Source organism: Thermaerobacillus caldiproteolyticus, from assembly GCF_015326725.1.
Classification (GTDB): Bacteria; Bacillota; Bacilli; order Bacillales; family Anoxybacillaceae; genus Thermaerobacillus; species Thermaerobacillus caldiproteolyticus.
Genome location: NZ_CP064060.1, coordinates 2,948,202 through 2,965,252 on the forward strand (window position 1 = coordinate 2,948,202; position 17,051 = coordinate 2,965,252).

Sequence of the window (17,051 nt, forward strand, 5' to 3'; positions counted from 1 at the left end):
TCTCCGTTATTTGAGGCGACCGATTTCATTGACAGCCTTGTCCATGCTTTTATCGTACGCTTGTAATATTTTTTGGTTTGCCTCAAAAGCACGGTACGCAGACATCATATCAGTCATAGTGCGAGAAATATCGACGTTCGAGCGTTCGAGAAAACCTTGCTTAATTTGATATGTCGCATTTGGATTGTTAACCGCGCTTGGTAATCTACCATTTTCGCTGCGGAAAAGACCATTTCCTTCTTTCACAACCGTATTGGGATTGGCAGCAAACGCAATATCGAGCCGAGCAATACGATTGTTATTGGCAACAATCGTTCCGTCTGAAGTCACAGTAAAGTCAGCACTTGGCAACTGAATACGCTGTCCATTTTCATCCAATACGTAAAAGCCCTCGTTCGTCGTTAAAAAGCCTTGTGCATCCAATGTAAAGTTACCATTTCTTGTATAGCGAATGTCGCCATTTTCATTTTCGACAACAAAAAAGAGCGCACCTTTTGTTCCTGTTGCCGCATCAACCGGCAGTATGCCGTCAACAAGGGCGAGGTCGGTTGCTTGTCCTGTCTCTTTTATGTCACCCTGCCCAAAATTTGGAATGAGTTCTTGCATATAAACGCCAGTGTTAATGGCTCCAAGCGTTGGTCGCAGTGGAAAAGACCTCGGTTCTTTTGTAGGAATCGTTGTTTGATCTAAACGTGCGAGAAGCATTTCTGGAAACGCCCGCAATGTTGATTGGTCAGCTTTATATCCCGGTGTATTTGCATTGGCCATATTATTCGTTAGCATTTCCACGCGCCGTTGCTCAGAAAGCATGCCAGCGGCAGCTGTATAGAACCCTCGTAACAAGGACCGTCACCCCGCTTGATATTGTACACTTTTTGTCTACTCTCATTATAAGGCAAAAATCGGAAAAATGCGAATAGGTACCATTTCCATACTTACGATGAAGACATAAGCGAGTGGTAAATTTATCACCACTTATCAGAGAAGCGGTTAATTATAGGCGATAGCCAGCAGCCTCCCTGCACACCCTGTGTCCGCTCTAAAATGATCATTGTGATAGAACTTTGTTTAGCGGTATTTGAAGTTAAATGAGGTGGCGATTAGGTACCCGGTCAATATTGTCGAGCATAATCCCTGTTCCAATGGCAACGCAATCCATTGGGTTTTCCGCCACTAATACCGGAACCTTTAACTCTTCGGACAACAGCTGGTCAATGCCGTGCAACAGTGCACCGCCTCCTGTTAAAATAACACCGCGATCGATAATATCTGCAGACAGCTCAGGTGGTGTACGTTCTAATACGCTTTTAGCAGCTTGTACAATCAGAGCGACCGGTTCACGAAGCGCATTCTCAATTTCTCTAGAACGAACGGTAATCGTTCGCGGCAACCCCGTGACAAGATCGCGGCCACGAATATCAATTTCTTCATCACGTGCGCCTGGGAATACAGTTGCGACTTTAATTTTAATTTCTTCAGCAGTACGTTCACCAATAAGCAATTTATATTCGCGCTTAATGTAATTCAAAATTTCCATGTCGAACTTGTCCCCGGCCATTTTAATGGAAGAGGCGGTGACAATATCGCCCATGGACAGAACGGCAACATCTGTCGTGCCACCGCCAATATCGACAACCATATTTCCACTCGGCTGAAAAATATCCATGCCCGCACCGATAGCCGCTACTTTTGGTTCTTCTTCTAAGTATACTTTTTTGCCGCCGCTTTTTTCTGCTGCCTCTTTAATCGCTTTTCGTTCAACGGATGTCGTGTTCGTTGGGCAACAAATTAAAATGCGCGGTTTGGCGAAAAAGCCTTTTAAATCCAGTTTGTTCAAAAAATGTTTTAACATCGCTTCGGTGATGTCAAAATCGGCAATGACACCATCTTTTAGTGGCCGAATGGCAACGATATTCCCAGGAGTACGTCCTACCATTCGTCTTGCTTCTTCGCCGACAGCTAATACTTTGTTCGTATTTTTATCAATCGCAACAACGGACGGCTCATTTAAAACAATACCTTTTCCTTTTACATAAATCAGTACGTTCGCTGTACCGAGGTCGATACCAATATCCCTTGCAAACATATATGTTCCTCCTTGCATTCACCCTGACATTACTCCTAATTGATTATTTTACCATATTAAGAATAGGAGTAGGATACTATTTTTTTGGAAAGATGTGACGCAAGGAAGAGATTTTTTATTGAATCGTTTCTTTTTTATATTTTTTCTTTGTTGCTTCACCTCCACGCAAATGACGAATTGATTTATGATAATCAAGAATTTCTTTAACCTCGCTTGCTAGCTCCGGATTAATTTCGGGGAGCCGCTCGGTTAAATCTTTATGAACGGTACTTTTGGAAACGCCAAATTCTTTCGCGATAACGCGAACGGTTTTCCTCGTCTCCACGATATACTTTCCAATCTTGATAGTACGCTCTTTGATGTAATCGTGCACACCACTCGCCCTCCCTAAGTTGGATGTGAGAAGTGTGAAATGAGACTCGCTTCGTTGATGATAAAAAGCTCTTCCACTTGTTCATTTCGAAAGCATCTCGGACTCCATTCTTGCTGTTACAGACGATCCCCACCTCAAACACTCTCGTTGTTGTTAAGTTTGTAACATTTTATTAGACAAATGGTTCATATATGCCAGAAATATCAAGGAGGACAAGAGATTTTCCATAATTTTTTTGTAACAAGATAAAAAATGGGAACGACTATAGATAGAAAGGAGTGAATCATGATGGGAAAAGGGCGAATCATTGGATGGTTGGGATTGTTTGCTGGTCTAGCCGCAGTAGGGGTGTTTTTTACTTCAAACAGCATGATGAAATCGGAGGCAAAAGATACTCCCCCGCAAAAGCAACCGCAGCATCATCACGGTGGAATTGTCGCAGGCACATTACAACCATCGCTTGTATATGAAAAGAAAAACAATCGATATGTGTTTACGTTTATGGTGAAAAATCAAACGGAACGCGTGCAAAAAATCACATTTACAAGTGGAAAAAAATATGACTACATTTTGTATCGCGATGGGAAAAAGGTCAAGCAGTTCAGCGAAGGAAAAGCGTTTATCCAAATTTACGAAGAGCGCCCATTAAAACAAGGGGAGGAACTTGTCTTTACGGAAACGTTCGAATCATTACCGAAAGGTCACTATACGCTCGAATGGTGGCTTGCCGACCCAAATTGGCCGAATGCAAAGGCCAAAGTGACGTTTACGGTGGAATAAGAAAAGCTGTGGTCATCGCTTTAACGCTGAAAGCAACGTCTGTCCCCGGCAAAGGTACGTACCGCCTCAAGAATGAAGATTAGTTTTCAACAAACATTGCGGGATAAAAAAGCGGAATGTCTTACTGATTCACATAACATTGCATTATTAAGGTTATGAAAACCTGCCTTGATGTAAAAGGCAGGTTCGTTTTTTCGTTCAACCCTTTATGCTTTTTTCACCAAACTACCAAGCAGCAACCATTCCGTCAGTACGGGCTTCTGTACCTCCAGCCAACACTCCTGTATGCGGATCGCGCCAAATAATTTGTCCGCGTCCGAATGCACCTGAATCGAGGGCGACGTGAATGTCGTGTCCTTTTCGGGCTAAGGCCTGAGCGATGTCGTGAGGAAAGTGATGCTCGACGAGAATCTTTTTCCCTTCTATCCATTGCCATCTTGGTGCATCTAACGCCGCTTGCGGGTTTAAATGAAAGTCGATCGTATTCATCACCACTTGCAAATGCCCTTGCGGCTGCATAAAGCCGCCCATGACACCGAATGGTCCTATCGGTTCCTTTCCTTTTGTAAGAAATCCCGGAATAATCGTATGATACGTTTTCTTTCGCGGTGCTAACCGATTATCGTGTGTTTCATTGAGGGAAAAATTATGTCCGCGGTTTTGTAAAGCGATTCCTGTTCCCGGCACGACTAGACCGGAGCCAAAGCCCATGTAGTTGCTTTGAATAAAGGAAACCATATTGCCTTCTCGATCAGCTGTTGCTAAATAAACCGTCCCCCCTTTTGACGGCGTCCCCGGTTCAGGAAATAACGCTTCTTCGCCAATCAGCTTTCGTCTTGACCGGGCAAATTCCTCTGATAATAGCTCATCGACAGAGTGCTTCATGTAACGAGCATCGGTAATGTATGTTTGTCCATCTACAAAGGCCAGTTTCATCGCTTCGATTTGTTGATGGTATGTCTCTATTGTTGGGATATTAGGAATGTCAAATTCCTTCATGATATTCAATGCCATTAACGCAATCAATCCTTGCCCGTTAGGGGGAATCTCCCATACATCGTAACCCCGATAATGAACGGAAATCGGTTTGACCCACTCGACTTCGTATTCGGCTAAATCGTCGAAAGATAAAAAACCATGATATTGTTTTGAATACGCAGCAATTTTTTCTGCTAATTCTCCTCGGTAAAAACTTTCGCCCTCTGTTTTTGCGATGGAACGCAATGTATCAGCATGGTCTTTCGAAGCCCAAACTTCCCCGATTTTCGGCGCTCTCCCTCGAGGAGCAAATGTTTCAAACCAGCTTGCAAATTCGGGCCCCTTCAGATAAGTTTGAAACTCACGAAACGCGTAGTTCCAGTACTTCCCTAATATCGGTGAAATCGGATAACCATTTTCTGCATATTCAACGGCTGGTTTTAATACTTCCGTTAGCGGCAGTCTTCCAAACCTCTTTGACAAAGCGACCCAAGCCGCCGGGGCTCCCGGAACAGTCACAGGGACCCATCCATGTTTTGGCATTTCATTATATCCCCGTTCTTTTACCGCTTCAATCGATATTGCTTTTGGCGAATAGCCGCTTGCATTCAATCCATGAAGTTCCCCGTTCACCCAAACAAGTGCAAATGCATCGCCGCCAATTCCGTTTGAAGTCGGCTCAACAACTGTCAAACATGCTGCGGTGGCAATCGCCGCATCAATGGCATTGCCGCCTTTTTTTAAAATATCCAGCCCTGCTTGAGCTGCTAACGGTTGCGACGTAGCGACCATTCCATTGGCGGCAAACGTCGTCATCCGTTGTGAAGAATATGGGTAGTGCAAATAATCAAGCTGCAGCATCGTCTCCTCTCCTTTTTCTTCTCATCATCCTACTAAACAACATAGTGATTTTTTCCGTTTATGATTGGACATCGCGTATGGAATACCGACATCCTTTTGGCGTACTCACTAGATGACCTAGTTGCTTTTTCGTTTATATACCATTCCTTATTCGACTCACGAAATGTTTTTCCTTTTCTATTTTGAGTATGTATGTTATGAAAAAAATCACCTACCCCTTCTTCATTTACGAGAAGGAGTAGGTGATTCTTTTTGAACTAAAAATTACGCTCTTGCCATTCCAATGGAAGCGTCTGGCGTTTTAGAAGAAGATGGCTCTTGTTCATTTGGTGCTGTTGTTGTATTCTCATCTGTTGATTGATCTTTCGATTGAGTTTCTTCGTCAGATTGTGATTGTTTATCTGTTTGAGATTGTTCATCTGTTGTTTGCTCACTGTTTTGGTCAGTTGCGTTTTGCTCTCCAGCCTTTTGTTCAGTTAAAGCAGTGACCGGTTTATCAAAGTAATCGATTGGGTTTACCGGCTTGCCGTCTTTGCGAATTTCAAAGTGGGCATGAATGCCTGCCTCTTGATTAAATTGGCTTTGTCCCGCTTTGCCGATGACTTGTCCTTGTTTAACGCTATCACCAGATTTAACTTTTAGGTCTGCAAGAGATTGATAAACAGTCGTAACGCCTTTGTCATGCTCAATCTCCACCACATAACCTAAAATCGGGTCCTTTTCTGCCTTTGTCACAGTACCGCTTAAAGAGGCGGTAACATCAAATGTTTTGCCGTCCTTCGTGGCAATGTCGATCCCGCGGTTTGGATGATACGTATTATTATAAAAGACAAGGGCTGCTTCCTGTTCTTCTTTTGATGCGGTGTCATCATAGAATGGTTTTTGAATTTCGACAGTGTTTGGATCAAGGACTGGCATCACAAAATTTTCAACTGCTTCATTAACTGGGACGGCTGGATCATTGTGATGAGATGTTCCCGGAACGTCTTGGCTATATTCATACTCATCTTTTGCCACTTTTCCGTCATTTTTGTTTTGGAACCAAAGTACTCCTGCTAAAATTAACGCAGCACTCGTTAAATAAATGGCTGGAAACACCCAACGCTTTCTGAGCAAACGCTGTAAACTTGGTCTTGTCGGAGAAGTTTGTTTCTTTTCTTCCTCTCTCATTATTCATCACCTCAGCAACCATTTTGAACAGAAAGAGGAAAATATATACATGATCAAACTATTTTTTCATTTATTTTTTGAAAAAAGGGTGATTTTATGCAAAAAAAAGAGGCGGAAATACGCCTCGCTCTACTTTTTCACGGTGAGCTTGTTTAAAAAAGCTGTTGCTGAGGAAATAGTCACGCCTTGATAGTAGTACTTTACAATTTGATCATACGTTTTTCCTTCCTTTGCCATAAAATTCGCTCCGTATTGACTCATACCAACACCGTGTCCATATCCTTTTGTTGTAATAACAATTTCATCCCCTTTACGTACCCATGTAAAATCCGTCGACTTTAAATCTAGTTTTTCACGCACTTCTCTTCCCTTGAACCGCTTTCCATTAATTTCAACAACATCCACACGTTTTCCCGGTGTTCGTGAAATGACAACACCGACGGACCCGTCTTTCGGCAAAGTGACTCCTAATTTTTGTTGAAATTCAGCAACCGACATAACTGTTTGGTTGTAAAATTTCGGCGACTGTTTATCCCACGGACTCGCTACACTTTTTAAGTAAGGGAATTCATTTTCCCAATATGCTTCTGAGTTCTCCGTAAAGCCGTTGCTTGTCGAGAAAAACGAAGCTTCAATAGGAACATTATTATACGTCAAAATCTGTCCACGAGTTGCTTCCACCGCTTCGGTGATTTTTTTTATTTTCCAGTCGTAGTCATTGCCCCAAAGCTGTTTTAACTCTTCATTGCTGTAATAGACTTGATGCATGATTGTATCGGTGACATTGGCTCCTTTTGGCAAACTAATTGGTTGATCATTAAGCATTTGTTTGACAATATAGGTTCTTGCTGTTAGTGCTTGCGCCTTAAGTGCCTCCATTTCAAATTCAGCCGGCATTTCCGCTGCGACGACACCGATCACATACTGCTCAAGCGGAATATGCTCAATACGTTTTTCTTTGCTGCGGTACACTGCTACCTCTACAGCCGGTCCCCTTTCTTGCGTTTTAGCTTTGACCGTCTGCACTGCCTGCTGCTTACGAAGCTCTTCAGCTAGTTTCCCGTCCTCTTTGTCGCTAAACGGAATGACTAATAGAGTCGGGATAAGTAATACAACGAAAAATAAAAAAGAAACTAGTACGATGAGTGGTTTTACACGTTTCATAGTCCGAGCCCCCAATATGAATTTTTCAAGCGCAAGCATAAGGACGAAATCATCCTTTTTCCGGCGATCTTGCAGGCGCGGTCATATGTGCTTGCATAAATAAACGGTCGCCATCAGAGTAATGGCTGCCGTTTCGTTATTACATAGTTATGGGCTTGGACAAGTATATATGACAACTTCTTTTAGTGATCTATCAATAGGATGGAAAGAACAAAAAGAACTTCTCTTTGAGTTCGTACTTCCTACTGAATTCTCGCTGCGACCAGCTCTATCACTTCCCAATACTGCTCGCCCACTTTTTCTGCATGTTTGAAACAGCTTCTCACCTCAATTCGCGTATTTCAAATTCTCTTTCTCTTATTAATCTGCCATATAATAAAAGACCGATTCCTGACGCATTCCGTGATATTATGTAGCTAATGCGCTGGGATATGACTTGCTGTTCTTCCGCTAGTAGACTAATATCTTAGCGTTTCTTCAGTACTTATTCGTTAATATCGTCAGCACATCACTGACTGTTATGCTACTATACATTAATGTCCGTTCTTGTTCTTCTCTTAAACTTTTTCTAATACATTTAACCGAATTTCTACATTGTTCAATCAGCCAAATCTTTCATCTGCACCATAAATAAACCGCTTCAAAGGCTCTTCTATCCATTCAACCTTCTTTCTAACATAAATTGCTTTTTATAACTGTATCACAACTCTTCTTCTCTTGGCGAAAACAAACGGAAAATTAAAAACGACCATTCACTACTGTTTTTTACGTAGTTGACGGTCGTTTTTCTTTGTCTTAGAGGTTGAGATCCTTTACCTTGGCATCCTCGACAGCAATATTGCTTTCTTCATTGATACGCTCGATATCAGCACCAAGAGCAGCTAATTTTTCATGAAAACGAACATAGCCGCGATCAAGATGCTTCAACTCCGTTACACGGGTGTACCCTTCTGCAGCTAATCCTGCTAAAATTAACGCAGCCGCTGCACGCAAATCAGTCGCTGCTACTTCGGCCCCTTGTAGGTTACAAGGTCCGTTAATGATAACAGAGCGCCCTTCAATTTTAATGTCTGCGTTCATACGACGAAATTCTTCGACGTGCATAAAACGGTTTTCAAATACCGTTTCCGTAATCATGCTAGTTCCTTCTGCTTTTAACAATAATGCCATCATTTGTGATTGCATATCAGTTGGAAACCCTGGATGCGGCATCGTTTTGATGTCGACGGCTTTTAATTTTTCTGGGCCGATGACGCGTAAACCGTTCTCTTCCTCAATAATGGTTACACCCATTTCTTCCATTTTCGCAATTAGTGAGCTCAAATGCTCTGGAACAGCACCTTGAACAAGGACGTTTCCTCCTGTAATAGCTGCCGCTACCATGAACGTACCTGCTTCGATGCGATCAGGAATGACAGTATGTGTTGTGCCGCTTAACTTTTCTACCCCTTCAATACGAATTGTTCCTGTTCCGGCACCGCGCACTTTCGCTCCCATTGCGTTTAAAAAGTTGGCCAAATCAACAATTTCTGGCTCCTTAGCACAGTTTTCAATGATAGTTGTTCCTTCTGCCAACACGGCAGCCATCATGATATTTTCTGTTGCTCCCACACTTGGAAAATCTAAGTAAATCTTTGCCCCGCGAAGTTTTCCGTTTACTTCCGCATCAATAAAGCCGTTCCCGACTTTCACGGAAGCGCCCATCGCTTCAAACCCTTTTAAATGTTGGTCAATCGGACGTGAACCAATCGCACAACCGCCTGGCAAGGCCACGCGGGCACGACCATTTCTTGCAAGTAACGGACCCATTACAAGAACAGAAGCACGCATTTTGCGTACATATTCAAACGGGGCTTCTAACTTTAGCTCTCGTGATGCATCTACAGTGATTTTATTTTCGTCTATCATTACTTCTGCGTTTAAATAACGCAGTACCTCACTGATCGTATACACATCGGAGAGAGCAGGTACATCATGAATGACACTTTTTCCTTCACTCGCTAATAAGGTTGCGGCGATGACAGGCAAAACGGCATTCTTCGCTCCTTCGACTTTTACGGTGCCGCTTAACCGGTTTCCGCCACGGACGATGATTTTTTCCAAGGTATTCCCCTCCGCGTCCAATTTCTCTATATTAATATTCAATCGTAATGATTGGGGTTCCAACTACAACCGTAGTCTTTTGGCCCAATCCTTCCTTTCGTAATGCAAGCTGAATATTCATCGGATGTCTGTTGGTCGGAAGAGCGTTCTCCCACTGCCTAGTATATGCAGATACGGAGACAAATGTCTCTTCCCGCAATGCTTCAATTGGTGTGGCTTGAAATTCATGTAGAAGGTGATAAGCTTGTTTTAACAAAACACCTTTCATCTTATCACTGAATTCCCCTTTTACACAAGAGAAAAATGTAGGCTGTTTCGTAAAGAGTTGAAATGTTGTGTTTTTTATGGTTCCGCTCGCTTCTCTTCGAGTTTTTTCGCTCCAATTTAATCCTTTGACCTCATAGAGGATATACGTTTGGGGCTGTTCGTTTGTGACGGTAGTAACAAGTTGAATTTTTTCTTGAATGGAGGAATGTTTATACAACCCTGTTGCTTTACGAATGTCGTGTTCTGTTTCTAACGTCCATCGAAATTGATTATTTTGTTTCTTTAGCTCGTTTAACTTTTTCAAAAAAGCCTGATCATTTTTCACGGTTGGGATATACTCTCTTGTGTAAATGGTCCATTCTTGAATATGCGCACCGTTTTTTTGTAATACATGAGCCATTTTTTCTATTTCTTGCAGCGGCTCTTTCCCTTTAGCCTCGCCGAAGGAGTAGTGACACATCACAATAATGGTCAATAAGATTGCCAATATTATCAGTTCTCTTTTTTTCATCTTCATACCGTTTCACTTCCTCTCCTTATTGTTAGTGTTGCCAGATTGGAAGTGAACATACGCGAAAAAACTCGACAAAATCAGAAAAAAGATGAGGGGTTTTTGCGTTTATTTCGGTTCAACATCATCAGCAAAAAAGGCGAGCCAATTTTTTACTCGCCTCCGAATATAAATGGCAACTGCTTCGACCAAGATAAGTAGTCCAAGAAAAAATTTCCGACTGTTGAACCAATAGCAATCGTCAATAAAATATAGAACAGGCGTGCTTGAAATACACGGTTCGGCTTTAAAATCTTTTCAATATGCACCCCTTGCAGCGTCCACCATGTTAACGCAATAAAAACAAGGTGGGCCATAATGCTTACTAATGCTTGTTGACCAAGGCTTGGCAGCATGATGTATGACACTCCTTTCGACCGATGAAAAAAGAAGGGGGAAGTTTGCCCCTTCTATATATATTGTAACGTTACTGAAGAAAATCGCCAAAATGTTGAAATTGATCTAAAAAGTTATAGGCCAGGCTTGGGATAATCCCAAATAAAATGGTACCAACAGCGCAAACAATAACCACAATGGTTACACCAAGCGGCAACTTGATAGGCTCATGCTCAGCTGTCGGGCGGAAAAAGATTTGGGTAAATAATCCAAAGTAATATACATAGGATACGACTGTTGTGGCAATCATAATAGCAGCGAGTACATAGTGAGCTGGTTCTGTCATGAACGCCCCTAAAAAGATATTTACCTTTCCAATAAAGCCTGCGGTTCCCGGTATACCGGCAAGAGACAGTAAGAAAATGCCCATTGTCATTGCCATGAACGGATTTCGTTTATAAAGCCCCGCAAAATGGCTGATATCTTCTGAACCTGACTGATCTGAAATCACTTGTAAAATCGCAAAGGCACCAAGATTCATGAGCAAATAAGCAACGAAATAAAACCATATTGAGTCCACCATCACCCATGACATCGCTGCAAAGCCGACTAAGACGTAACCGGCATGGGCGATGCTTGAATAAGCGAATAGACGCTTGACATTTCGTTGTTTTAACGCAATCGTATTTCCGATAATCATCGTCGCTCCTGCTAAAAAGGCAATATAATCTTGCATGGATAACAACATTGATGACGGGTCTTTTCCATGCGATGGAGCAGCCGCAAATATTGTAATAAATAGGCGCAAAACAATGACAAATCCAGCTGTTTTGGACACAACGCTTAAAAAAGCCGTAACCGGAGTCGGTGCTCCTTGATACACATCGGGCGCCCACATGTGAAACGGAACAGACGCAAGCTTAAATGACAGTCCAACGAATAAAATGAGAAAAGCCAGCGCAAGCAAATATTGTTGACCACCATCAGTGAGCGTACTTAATTGCACCGCGATCTTTTTTAAGTTCGTCGAACCGGTTAATCCGAATACATAACTCATGCCAAATAACGTCATCGCTGTTGAAATTCCGCCATTAATGACGTATTTCATCGCTGATTCATTTGACAGTCTACATGTTTTCCTTAGCCCTGCCAAGATATAAGAGGACACGGATAAAAGTTCCAAACCTACAAATAACGTTATTAAATCTCCGCTTGATGTCATCATCATCGCGCCAAGTAAGGCTGTTAAAAATAAATAATAAAATTCGCCGCGATACTTTATCCCCTCTTTTGGCTTATAATCAAGCGCCAGCAACAAAACAAGCGCCGCTCCTGCCAATAAAAGGAGCTTAAAGGCTTTTGCAAATGCATCAAGGCGAAACGTATCGTATAAAATGGATGCCGTATTAGCTGGAAGAAGTCCAATAACAGAAACAAACGCAATCGCAACTCCCACGAACGCAAACCATGCAAGCAGCCGACGATCTTTGCCTCTTGGCATGAATAGGTCGATGAGCGAGAGAATGGTCGCCACACCAAGAATGATGAATTCTGGTGTCATCATTCCCCATTTATACTGAACTAAAGTCTCCCACTTCATTTCTCTCACCCTCCTAACCCGTCTAGCATCGTTTCAATCGTTGCTTGCAATGGATGCGCTAAAATATGTGGGTACACACCAATGAAAATAATAAGCCCTAAAAGCACTAGTACAGGAACGATTTCAATCACTTGAATATCGACAACTTCTCCGTAGTCACGCTTTGCTGTGCCGTACGTAATGTTTAATACCGCACGCAATAAATAAACAGCTGTCATAATAATGCCAATTGTACCAATAGCAGCAATGATAGGCGCTACTTTAAATAGACCTAAAAACGCGGTGAACTCACTAATAAATCCAGACATTCCTGGCAACCCGAGCGAAGCCATCGCTCCCGCTAGCAAAAATCCAGCTGTTAGCGGCATCGCTTTTGCCGCTCCCCCTAAATTCCCTAGCATGGTCGTATGAACTCGCTCGTAAAAGATGCTTACAAGCAAGAACAGTAAAGCAGAAATGAATCCGTGTGACACAACTTGGAAAATCGCACCTTGGATTCCGGCTTCATTGAGCGCTCCTAACCCGATTAAGACAATGCCCATATGAGAAATACTTGAGTAGGCAAGTACCATTTTAAAATCATCTTGAATGAACGCTAAAAATGCTCCATACAGCAAATTCACAACACCTAAAATGGCAATGAATAACGCAAAATGTCGAAATTGCTCGGGAAATAGTCCAAGTCCAAAGCGAATGAGACCGAATGCCCCGATTTTCAATAGCACCCCTGAGTGCAACATAACAATCGATGGTGGCGCTTGAACGTGAACACGCAACATCCAACGATGAAGCGGTACAATGGGTAATTTTACCCCAAATGCCACCAGTAGCGCGATAAATAAACCATATTGCAAATCATTAGAAATCGGTGCAATCAGTTGTGCCTTTGCAGCCGGATTATGTAGCATCTCTTTCAATAATGAAATGTTCGATGTGCCGGTCCGAGCAAATAAAATTAAAATGACAATTAATAAAATGGCGGAACCAATTCCGTTATAAATTAAGTAGCTATACGCTGCTTTTTCTTTTTCGAAATATCCCCATTTCCCTATTAAGAAAAACATTGGAATTAAAGTAATCTCAAAGAAAATGAAGAACAACAGTAAGTTTCCAGCAGCAAATACGCCGAGCATGCCGATTTCTAAAAGAAGAAACAGCATGAAATACCCTTTCCATTCTTTTTTAATATGAATGGAGGCTACCGCTGCAAGTGTTGCCAAAAGGGCCGTAAGCACGATCATCACAAGGGCGAACCCGTCAACATTCAGCTCGTAGTCAACAGCAAACGTTGATTCTGTGAGAAACGAAAACTTCCCAAAATGAATCCAATTATGTTTTTCCGCTAACCGGCTAAGGTCATAACCCCGTAAATATTGGACGAAGGCAAATAACGCTAATATGAGCGAAGGCAATGTTGCCAAAAAACCGAGTAATTTAATTGTCTGCTCTTGCGTCTTTGGTACAAATGCTAACAATATAATGCCAAGCAGCGGGGAGAAAATGATCAGCGAAAGAAAGTACGTTCCATTCATTATAAATACCCCCCTGTGAAAGCAAGAATGACGACAAGAATCGTCAAACCGATCAACGTCACCGCTCCATACATTTGTACTTGCCCGTTTTGCAGTCGTGCACCGAATGCTCCGATCGCTTTTGTTATTGCGGCAATGGCAACTGCAATCCCTTCCACCACAAAGCGATCGATGTATTTGCATAATACACTAATGAATTTCGTCACATAGCCGAACGTCATTGCATAAAACTCATCAATATAATATTTGTTGAAAAGTACATTGTATGTGAGCGGAGCTCTTGAGCTGAGCCAATCTCTTGCTAAAGAACGTCTGCCGTACATAAGCCACGCTAATAAGATCCCAAGCAGTGAGACAACCGTCGCCACAACCATAATCCAACTTGGCGCTTCTTCATGAGCGAATCTCCCATCCGTAAGCCAGTCGCCGAGAAATGTGCCAAACCACGGTGTATTGATGTATCCAGAAAAAATGGCCAAAACAGAAAGCACGATCATCGGGAACGTCATAACGGCCGGTGATTCATGAACCTCTTTCGCCTCGTGACGCCCTTCCTCCCCACTAAAGACAAGGAAGAATAAGCGGAACATGTAAAATGCGGTAAAAAACGCTGCCGCAACGGCAATCCAAAATAATACCGAATGCCCATGCGTCCATGCCGCCACCAAGATCTCATCCTTACTAAAAAATCCCGATAGAAGCGGCACGCCGCTAATCGCTAATGTTCCAATAAGAAATAGAGGCGCTGTCAGCGGCATTTTTCGCCAAAGACCGCCCATTTTCTCAATATCTTGCGTCTGAACCGCATGAATGACACTTCCAGCTGCTAAAAACAGCAAAGCTTTAAAAAACGCATGCGTCGTTAAGTGAAATATACCTGCCACATATCCTCCAGAACCAAGAGCAAGCATCATATAGCCAAGCTGGCTTACCGTAGAATATGCTAAGACGCGTTTAATATCCGTTTGTACCAAACCGATAGAAGCAGCAAAAATTGCGGTAAAACCACCTACTATGGCAACCGTCAACATTGCTGTTTCGCTTGCTTCATAAAGCGGAAAGAGCGCGGCAACAAGGTATACACCGGCTGCGACCATCGTAGCAGCGTGAATAAGTGCCGAAACTGGCGTCGGACCTTCCATCGCATCCGGAAGCCATGTATGAAGCGGAAACTGACCAGATTTACCCACCGCTCCGATAAAGATCAAAATCGCTGATAGCGTAATCATGGTTTGTGAAACGTTTCCTGCTTTGACTGCTGCGAAAATATGATCATATTCAAAGCTACCCGCTTGCCAAAATAATAGAATCATTCCGATCAGCAAGCCGACATCGCCGATGCGCGTCATAATAAACGCTTTTTTCGCTGCCGCTTTTGCTTCCTCTTTGTAAAAGTAAAAACCGATTAATAAGAATGAACCGAGACCGACAAGTTCCCAAAATACATATGTTTGCAACAAGTTTGGTGACATGACTAGACCAAGCATTGCAAACGTAAACAGGCCTAAATAGGCATAAAATACTGAAAACCGATCATCCCCGTGCATATATCCTTTTGAATACATATGTACAAGAAAACTGACAAGCGATACAACGACAAGCATGAGCGCATTCAGTGCATTCACTTCAAAACCAGCTGTGATTTTGATGCTGCCAATGGTGAACCATACTTGTTCTGCTTTATACGTCGGTGCATCAAGCCGTTCCAAAAGCACTGCTACAGCACCGATAAACGAAAGAAACGTCATGATAATGCCGACATAAGCACTGGTTTCTTTCATTCTCTTGCCGACAAGAAGTAAAATCAAAAAGGAAAAGAGCGGAAAAAGCGGTATAAGCCAAGCATTTTCCATCATTGTATCACAATCCCCTTTTTATAAAGAGCGATCTCTTTTAGTATTAGTAAGAGAACACCCCTTTTTCATTTTCGATATACCGAACTCGTTTTTATAAAAATCCCCCATATATATGGATAGCTCCTCTATCTGACCATCTCCATTAATGCTTCATCGAATCGATTTCATCGATACGAACTGTTTTTCGATTGCGGTAGAGCGCTATTAAAATGGCTAGTCCTACCGCTGCTTCAGCTGCGGCCACTGTAATCGTAAATAGTGAAAAGATTTGTCCTGTAATGCTCGGATTTCCCCCGTATTTGCTGAAGGCGACTAAATTAATATTGACTGCATTGAGCATTAACTCAATACAGATGAGCACAATGACTGTATTTCGTTTTGTCAGTGCTCCGTATAACCCGATACAAAATAACACTAAAGCCAGCACAAGATAGGCGGATAACGGAACGGAGCTCATCATTTTTGCGCCTCCTCATCTTCTTTTTTCGCTAACACAATCGCCCCGACAAGTGCGACTAATAGAATGACCGACGTAATCTCAAATGGAATGATATATTTCGAGTATAAGGCGACTCCGATTTGTTCCGTATTTTTTTCATGAAGGTGTGTGGCCTGCTCGCCAAAATCCAAACGATAGATGCCGATATAGACAGCAATGCCAAACGCGAACACAGCTAACGCCGTTAAGGCTTTTCGCCAAAATCCCCCTGTTGTTGTTTCCTCTTCGTCTTGATGACGCGTTAACATAATTCCAAATAACATGATGATCGTAATCGCTCCGGAATAAATGAGTACTTGGACGGCAGCGACAAATTCTGCCGATAAGAGAACATAAAGACCGGCGATGCTTACAAATGTAAACACAAGCGCAACAACCATATGCACAACTTTCGTTAAATTGAGCATCATAACTCCACCGGCGATGGCGACAAGCGCGAGCCCTAAAAATGCGAGATATTCTCCGCTCACGGCTTATTCTCCTTTCTCACATTCGTATCATTTTCGTCAAGCCACGCTAAGTCTTTAAATAGAGCATCGCGACTGTATTCTGCCAACTCAAAGTTATTCGTCATTACAATTGCTTCTGTCGGACAGACCTCTGTGCAAAGGTCGCATAAGATGCAAATTTCAAAGTTGATATCATACGTATCAATAATTTTTCCCTTTTTCGTTGGATCAGGGTGTTTTTTTCCTGTCAATTGAATACAGTCCGTCGGGCAAATGTTGGCGCATTGATTACAGACGATACATTTTTCTGGGTAAAACTTTTGAATACCGCGAAATCGTTCAGGAAGTGCAAGTGGCTCGTTCGGGTAATCATAGGTGACTTTTTGCTTCGTTAAATTTTTTAGGGTATACGTTAAACCTTTTGCCAAGCCTATCATGTTATGCTCA

The 17,051-nt window shown here is 42.4% G+C and carries 16 protein-coding genes; 1 reads left to right on the forward strand and 15 read right to left on the reverse strand.

The window, feature by feature from the left end:
• Positions 1-6 precede the first annotated feature (6 nt).
• The 3 genes from ISX45_RS14775 to spoIIID form a co-directional block, all read right to left on the reverse strand.
• Positions 7-843 carry a flagellar hook-basal body protein gene (locus ISX45_RS14775; RefSeq protein WP_181555411.1) on the reverse strand — a complete coding sequence of 279 codons (837 nt, stop codon included), beginning with the start codon at positions 841-843 and terminating at the stop codon, positions 7-9.
• Positions 844-1,084: 241 nt separating this feature from the next.
• Positions 1,085-2,086, reverse strand: a complete 1,002-nt coding sequence (gene mreB / locus ISX45_RS14780; protein ID WP_181555410.1) for a rod shape-determining protein — start codon at positions 2,084-2,086, stop codon at positions 1,085-1,087.
• Between the two features lie 115 nt (positions 2,087-2,201).
• The gene (gene spoIIID / locus ISX45_RS14785; RefSeq protein WP_181555409.1) at positions 2,202-2,459 is read right to left on the reverse strand and encodes a sporulation transcriptional regulator SpoIIID; all 258 of its coding nucleotides are present in this window, start codon (positions 2,457-2,459) and stop codon (positions 2,202-2,204) included.
• A 288-nt stretch (positions 2,460-2,747) separates the two neighbouring features.
• On the opposite strand from spoIIID, the gene ISX45_RS14790 reads away from it, so the two are divergent.
• Positions 2,748-3,239: a BsuPI-related putative proteinase inhibitor gene (locus ISX45_RS14790; protein WP_181555408.1), complete on the forward strand. Its 492-nt coding sequence runs from the start codon at positions 2,748-2,750 to the stop codon at positions 3,237-3,239.
• 225 nt (positions 3,240-3,464) lie between these two features.
• Here the strand turns inward: ISX45_RS14790 and ISX45_RS14795 are convergent, their stop codons facing one another.
• From ISX45_RS14795 to nuoI, 12 genes are all read right to left on the reverse strand, one after another.
• Positions 3,465-5,078 carry a gamma-glutamyltransferase family protein gene (locus ISX45_RS14795; RefSeq protein WP_228485562.1) on the reverse strand — a complete coding sequence of 538 codons (1,614 nt, stop codon included), beginning with the start codon at positions 5,076-5,078 and terminating at the stop codon, positions 3,465-3,467.
• Between the two features lie 264 nt (positions 5,079-5,342).
• Complete coding sequence (locus tag ISX45_RS14800) at positions 5,343-6,248, reverse strand: stage II sporulation protein SpoIIQ (protein ID WP_181555407.1); 906 nt, start codon at positions 6,246-6,248, stop codon at positions 5,343-5,345.
• Between the two features lie 129 nt (positions 6,249-6,377).
• Positions 6,378-7,412, reverse strand: coding sequence for a stage II sporulation protein D (gene spoIID, locus ISX45_RS14805; RefSeq protein WP_194519331.1), 1,035 nt, complete (start codon positions 7,410-7,412; stop codon positions 6,378-6,380).
• 795 nt (positions 7,413-8,207) lie between these two features.
• Positions 8,208-9,515, reverse strand: coding sequence for a UDP-N-acetylglucosamine 1-carboxyvinyltransferase (gene murA / locus ISX45_RS14810; protein ID WP_181555405.1), 1,308 nt, complete (start codon positions 9,513-9,515; stop codon positions 8,208-8,210).
• 31 nt (positions 9,516-9,546) lie between these two features.
• A complete protein-coding gene (locus ISX45_RS14815) occupies positions 9,547-10,299 on the reverse strand; it encodes a YwmB family TATA-box binding protein (protein ID WP_228485563.1) in 753 nt (250 codons plus the stop codon).
• 146 nt (positions 10,300-10,445) lie between these two features.
• Entirely contained in the window at positions 10,446-10,688 is a 243-nt protein-coding gene (locus ISX45_RS14820) for a DUF1146 family protein (RefSeq protein ID WP_194519332.1), read from the reverse strand.
• 71 nt (positions 10,689-10,759) lie between these two features.
• On the reverse strand, positions 10,760-12,268 hold the full coding sequence (gene nuoN, locus ISX45_RS14825; protein ID WP_194519333.1) for an NADH-quinone oxidoreductase subunit NuoN: 1,509 nt from the start codon (positions 12,266-12,268) through the stop codon (positions 10,760-10,762).
• A 5-nt stretch (positions 12,269-12,273) separates the two neighbouring features.
• Positions 12,274-13,800, reverse strand: coding sequence for an NADH-quinone oxidoreductase subunit M (locus tag ISX45_RS14830; RefSeq protein WP_194519334.1), 1,527 nt, complete (start codon positions 13,798-13,800; stop codon positions 12,274-12,276).
• On the reverse strand, positions 13,800-15,656 hold the full coding sequence (gene nuoL / locus ISX45_RS14835; RefSeq protein WP_194519335.1) for an NADH-quinone oxidoreductase subunit L: 1,857 nt from the start codon (positions 15,654-15,656) through the stop codon (positions 13,800-13,802). Before nuoL ends, ISX45_RS14830 begins: the two co-directional genes overlap by 1 nt.
• 142 nt (positions 15,657-15,798) lie before the next feature.
• Positions 15,799-16,113 carry an NADH-quinone oxidoreductase subunit NuoK gene (gene nuoK, locus ISX45_RS14840; RefSeq protein WP_194520723.1) on the reverse strand — a complete coding sequence of 105 codons (315 nt, stop codon included), beginning with the start codon at positions 16,111-16,113 and terminating at the stop codon, positions 15,799-15,801.
• Positions 16,113-16,625 (reverse strand): NADH-quinone oxidoreductase subunit J, encoded by a 513-nt coding sequence (locus tag ISX45_RS14845; RefSeq protein ID WP_181555399.1) that lies wholly within the window; start codon positions 16,623-16,625, stop codon positions 16,113-16,115. Before ISX45_RS14845 ends, nuoK begins: the two co-directional genes overlap by 1 nt.
• Positions 16,622-17,041: an NADH-quinone oxidoreductase subunit NuoI gene (gene nuoI / locus ISX45_RS14850; RefSeq protein ID WP_181555398.1), complete on the reverse strand. Its 420-nt coding sequence runs from the start codon at positions 17,039-17,041 to the stop codon at positions 16,622-16,624. The genes ISX45_RS14845 and nuoI overlap by 4 nt, the downstream gene beginning before the upstream one ends.
• Positions 17,042-17,051 lie beyond the last annotated feature (10 nt).

Excerpts from the sequence above, each read along its gene's own strand:
- mreB (WP_181555410.1), bottom strand. The coding sequence starts at position 2,086 with ATGTTTGCAAGGGATATTGGTATCGACCTCGGTACAGCGAACGTACTG.
- ISX45_RS14790 (WP_181555408.1), top strand. The coding sequence starts at position 2,748 with ATGGGAAAAGGGCGAATCATTGGATGGTTGGGATTGTTTGCTGGTCTA.
- ISX45_RS14795 (WP_228485562.1), bottom strand. The coding sequence starts at position 5,078 with ATGCTGCAGCTTGATTATTTGCACTACCCATATTCTTCACAACGGATG.
- ISX45_RS14800 (WP_181555407.1), bottom strand. The coding sequence starts at position 6,248 with ATGAGAGAGGAAGAAAAGAAACAAACTTCTCCGACAAGACCAAGTTTA.
- spoIID (WP_194519331.1), bottom strand. The coding sequence starts at position 7,412 with ATGAAACGTGTAAAACCACTCATCGTACTAGTTTCTTTTTTATTTTTC.
- ISX45_RS14815 (WP_228485563.1), bottom strand. The coding sequence starts at position 10,299 with ATGAAGATGAAAAAAAGAGAACTGATAATATTGGCAATCTTATTGACC.
- ISX45_RS14820 (WP_194519332.1), bottom strand. The coding sequence starts at position 10,688 with ATGCTGCCAAGCCTTGGTCAACAAGCATTAGTAAGCATTATGGCCCAC.
- nuoN (WP_194519333.1), bottom strand. The coding sequence starts at position 12,268 with ATGAAGTGGGAGACTTTAGTTCAGTATAAATGGGGAATGATGACACCA.
- ISX45_RS14830 (WP_194519334.1), bottom strand. The coding sequence starts at position 13,800 with ATGAATGGAACGTACTTTCTTTCGCTGATCATTTTCTCCCCGCTGCTT.
- nuoL (WP_194519335.1), bottom strand. The coding sequence starts at position 15,656 with ATGATGGAAAATGCTTGGCTTATACCGCTTTTTCCGCTCTTTTCCTTT.
- nuoK (WP_194520723.1), bottom strand. The coding sequence starts at position 16,113 with ATGAGCTCCGTTCCGTTATCCGCCTATCTTGTGCTGGCTTTAGTGTTA.
- nuoI (WP_181555398.1), bottom strand. The coding sequence starts at position 17,041 with ATGATAGGCTTGGCAAAAGGTTTAACGTATACCCTAAAAAATTTAACG.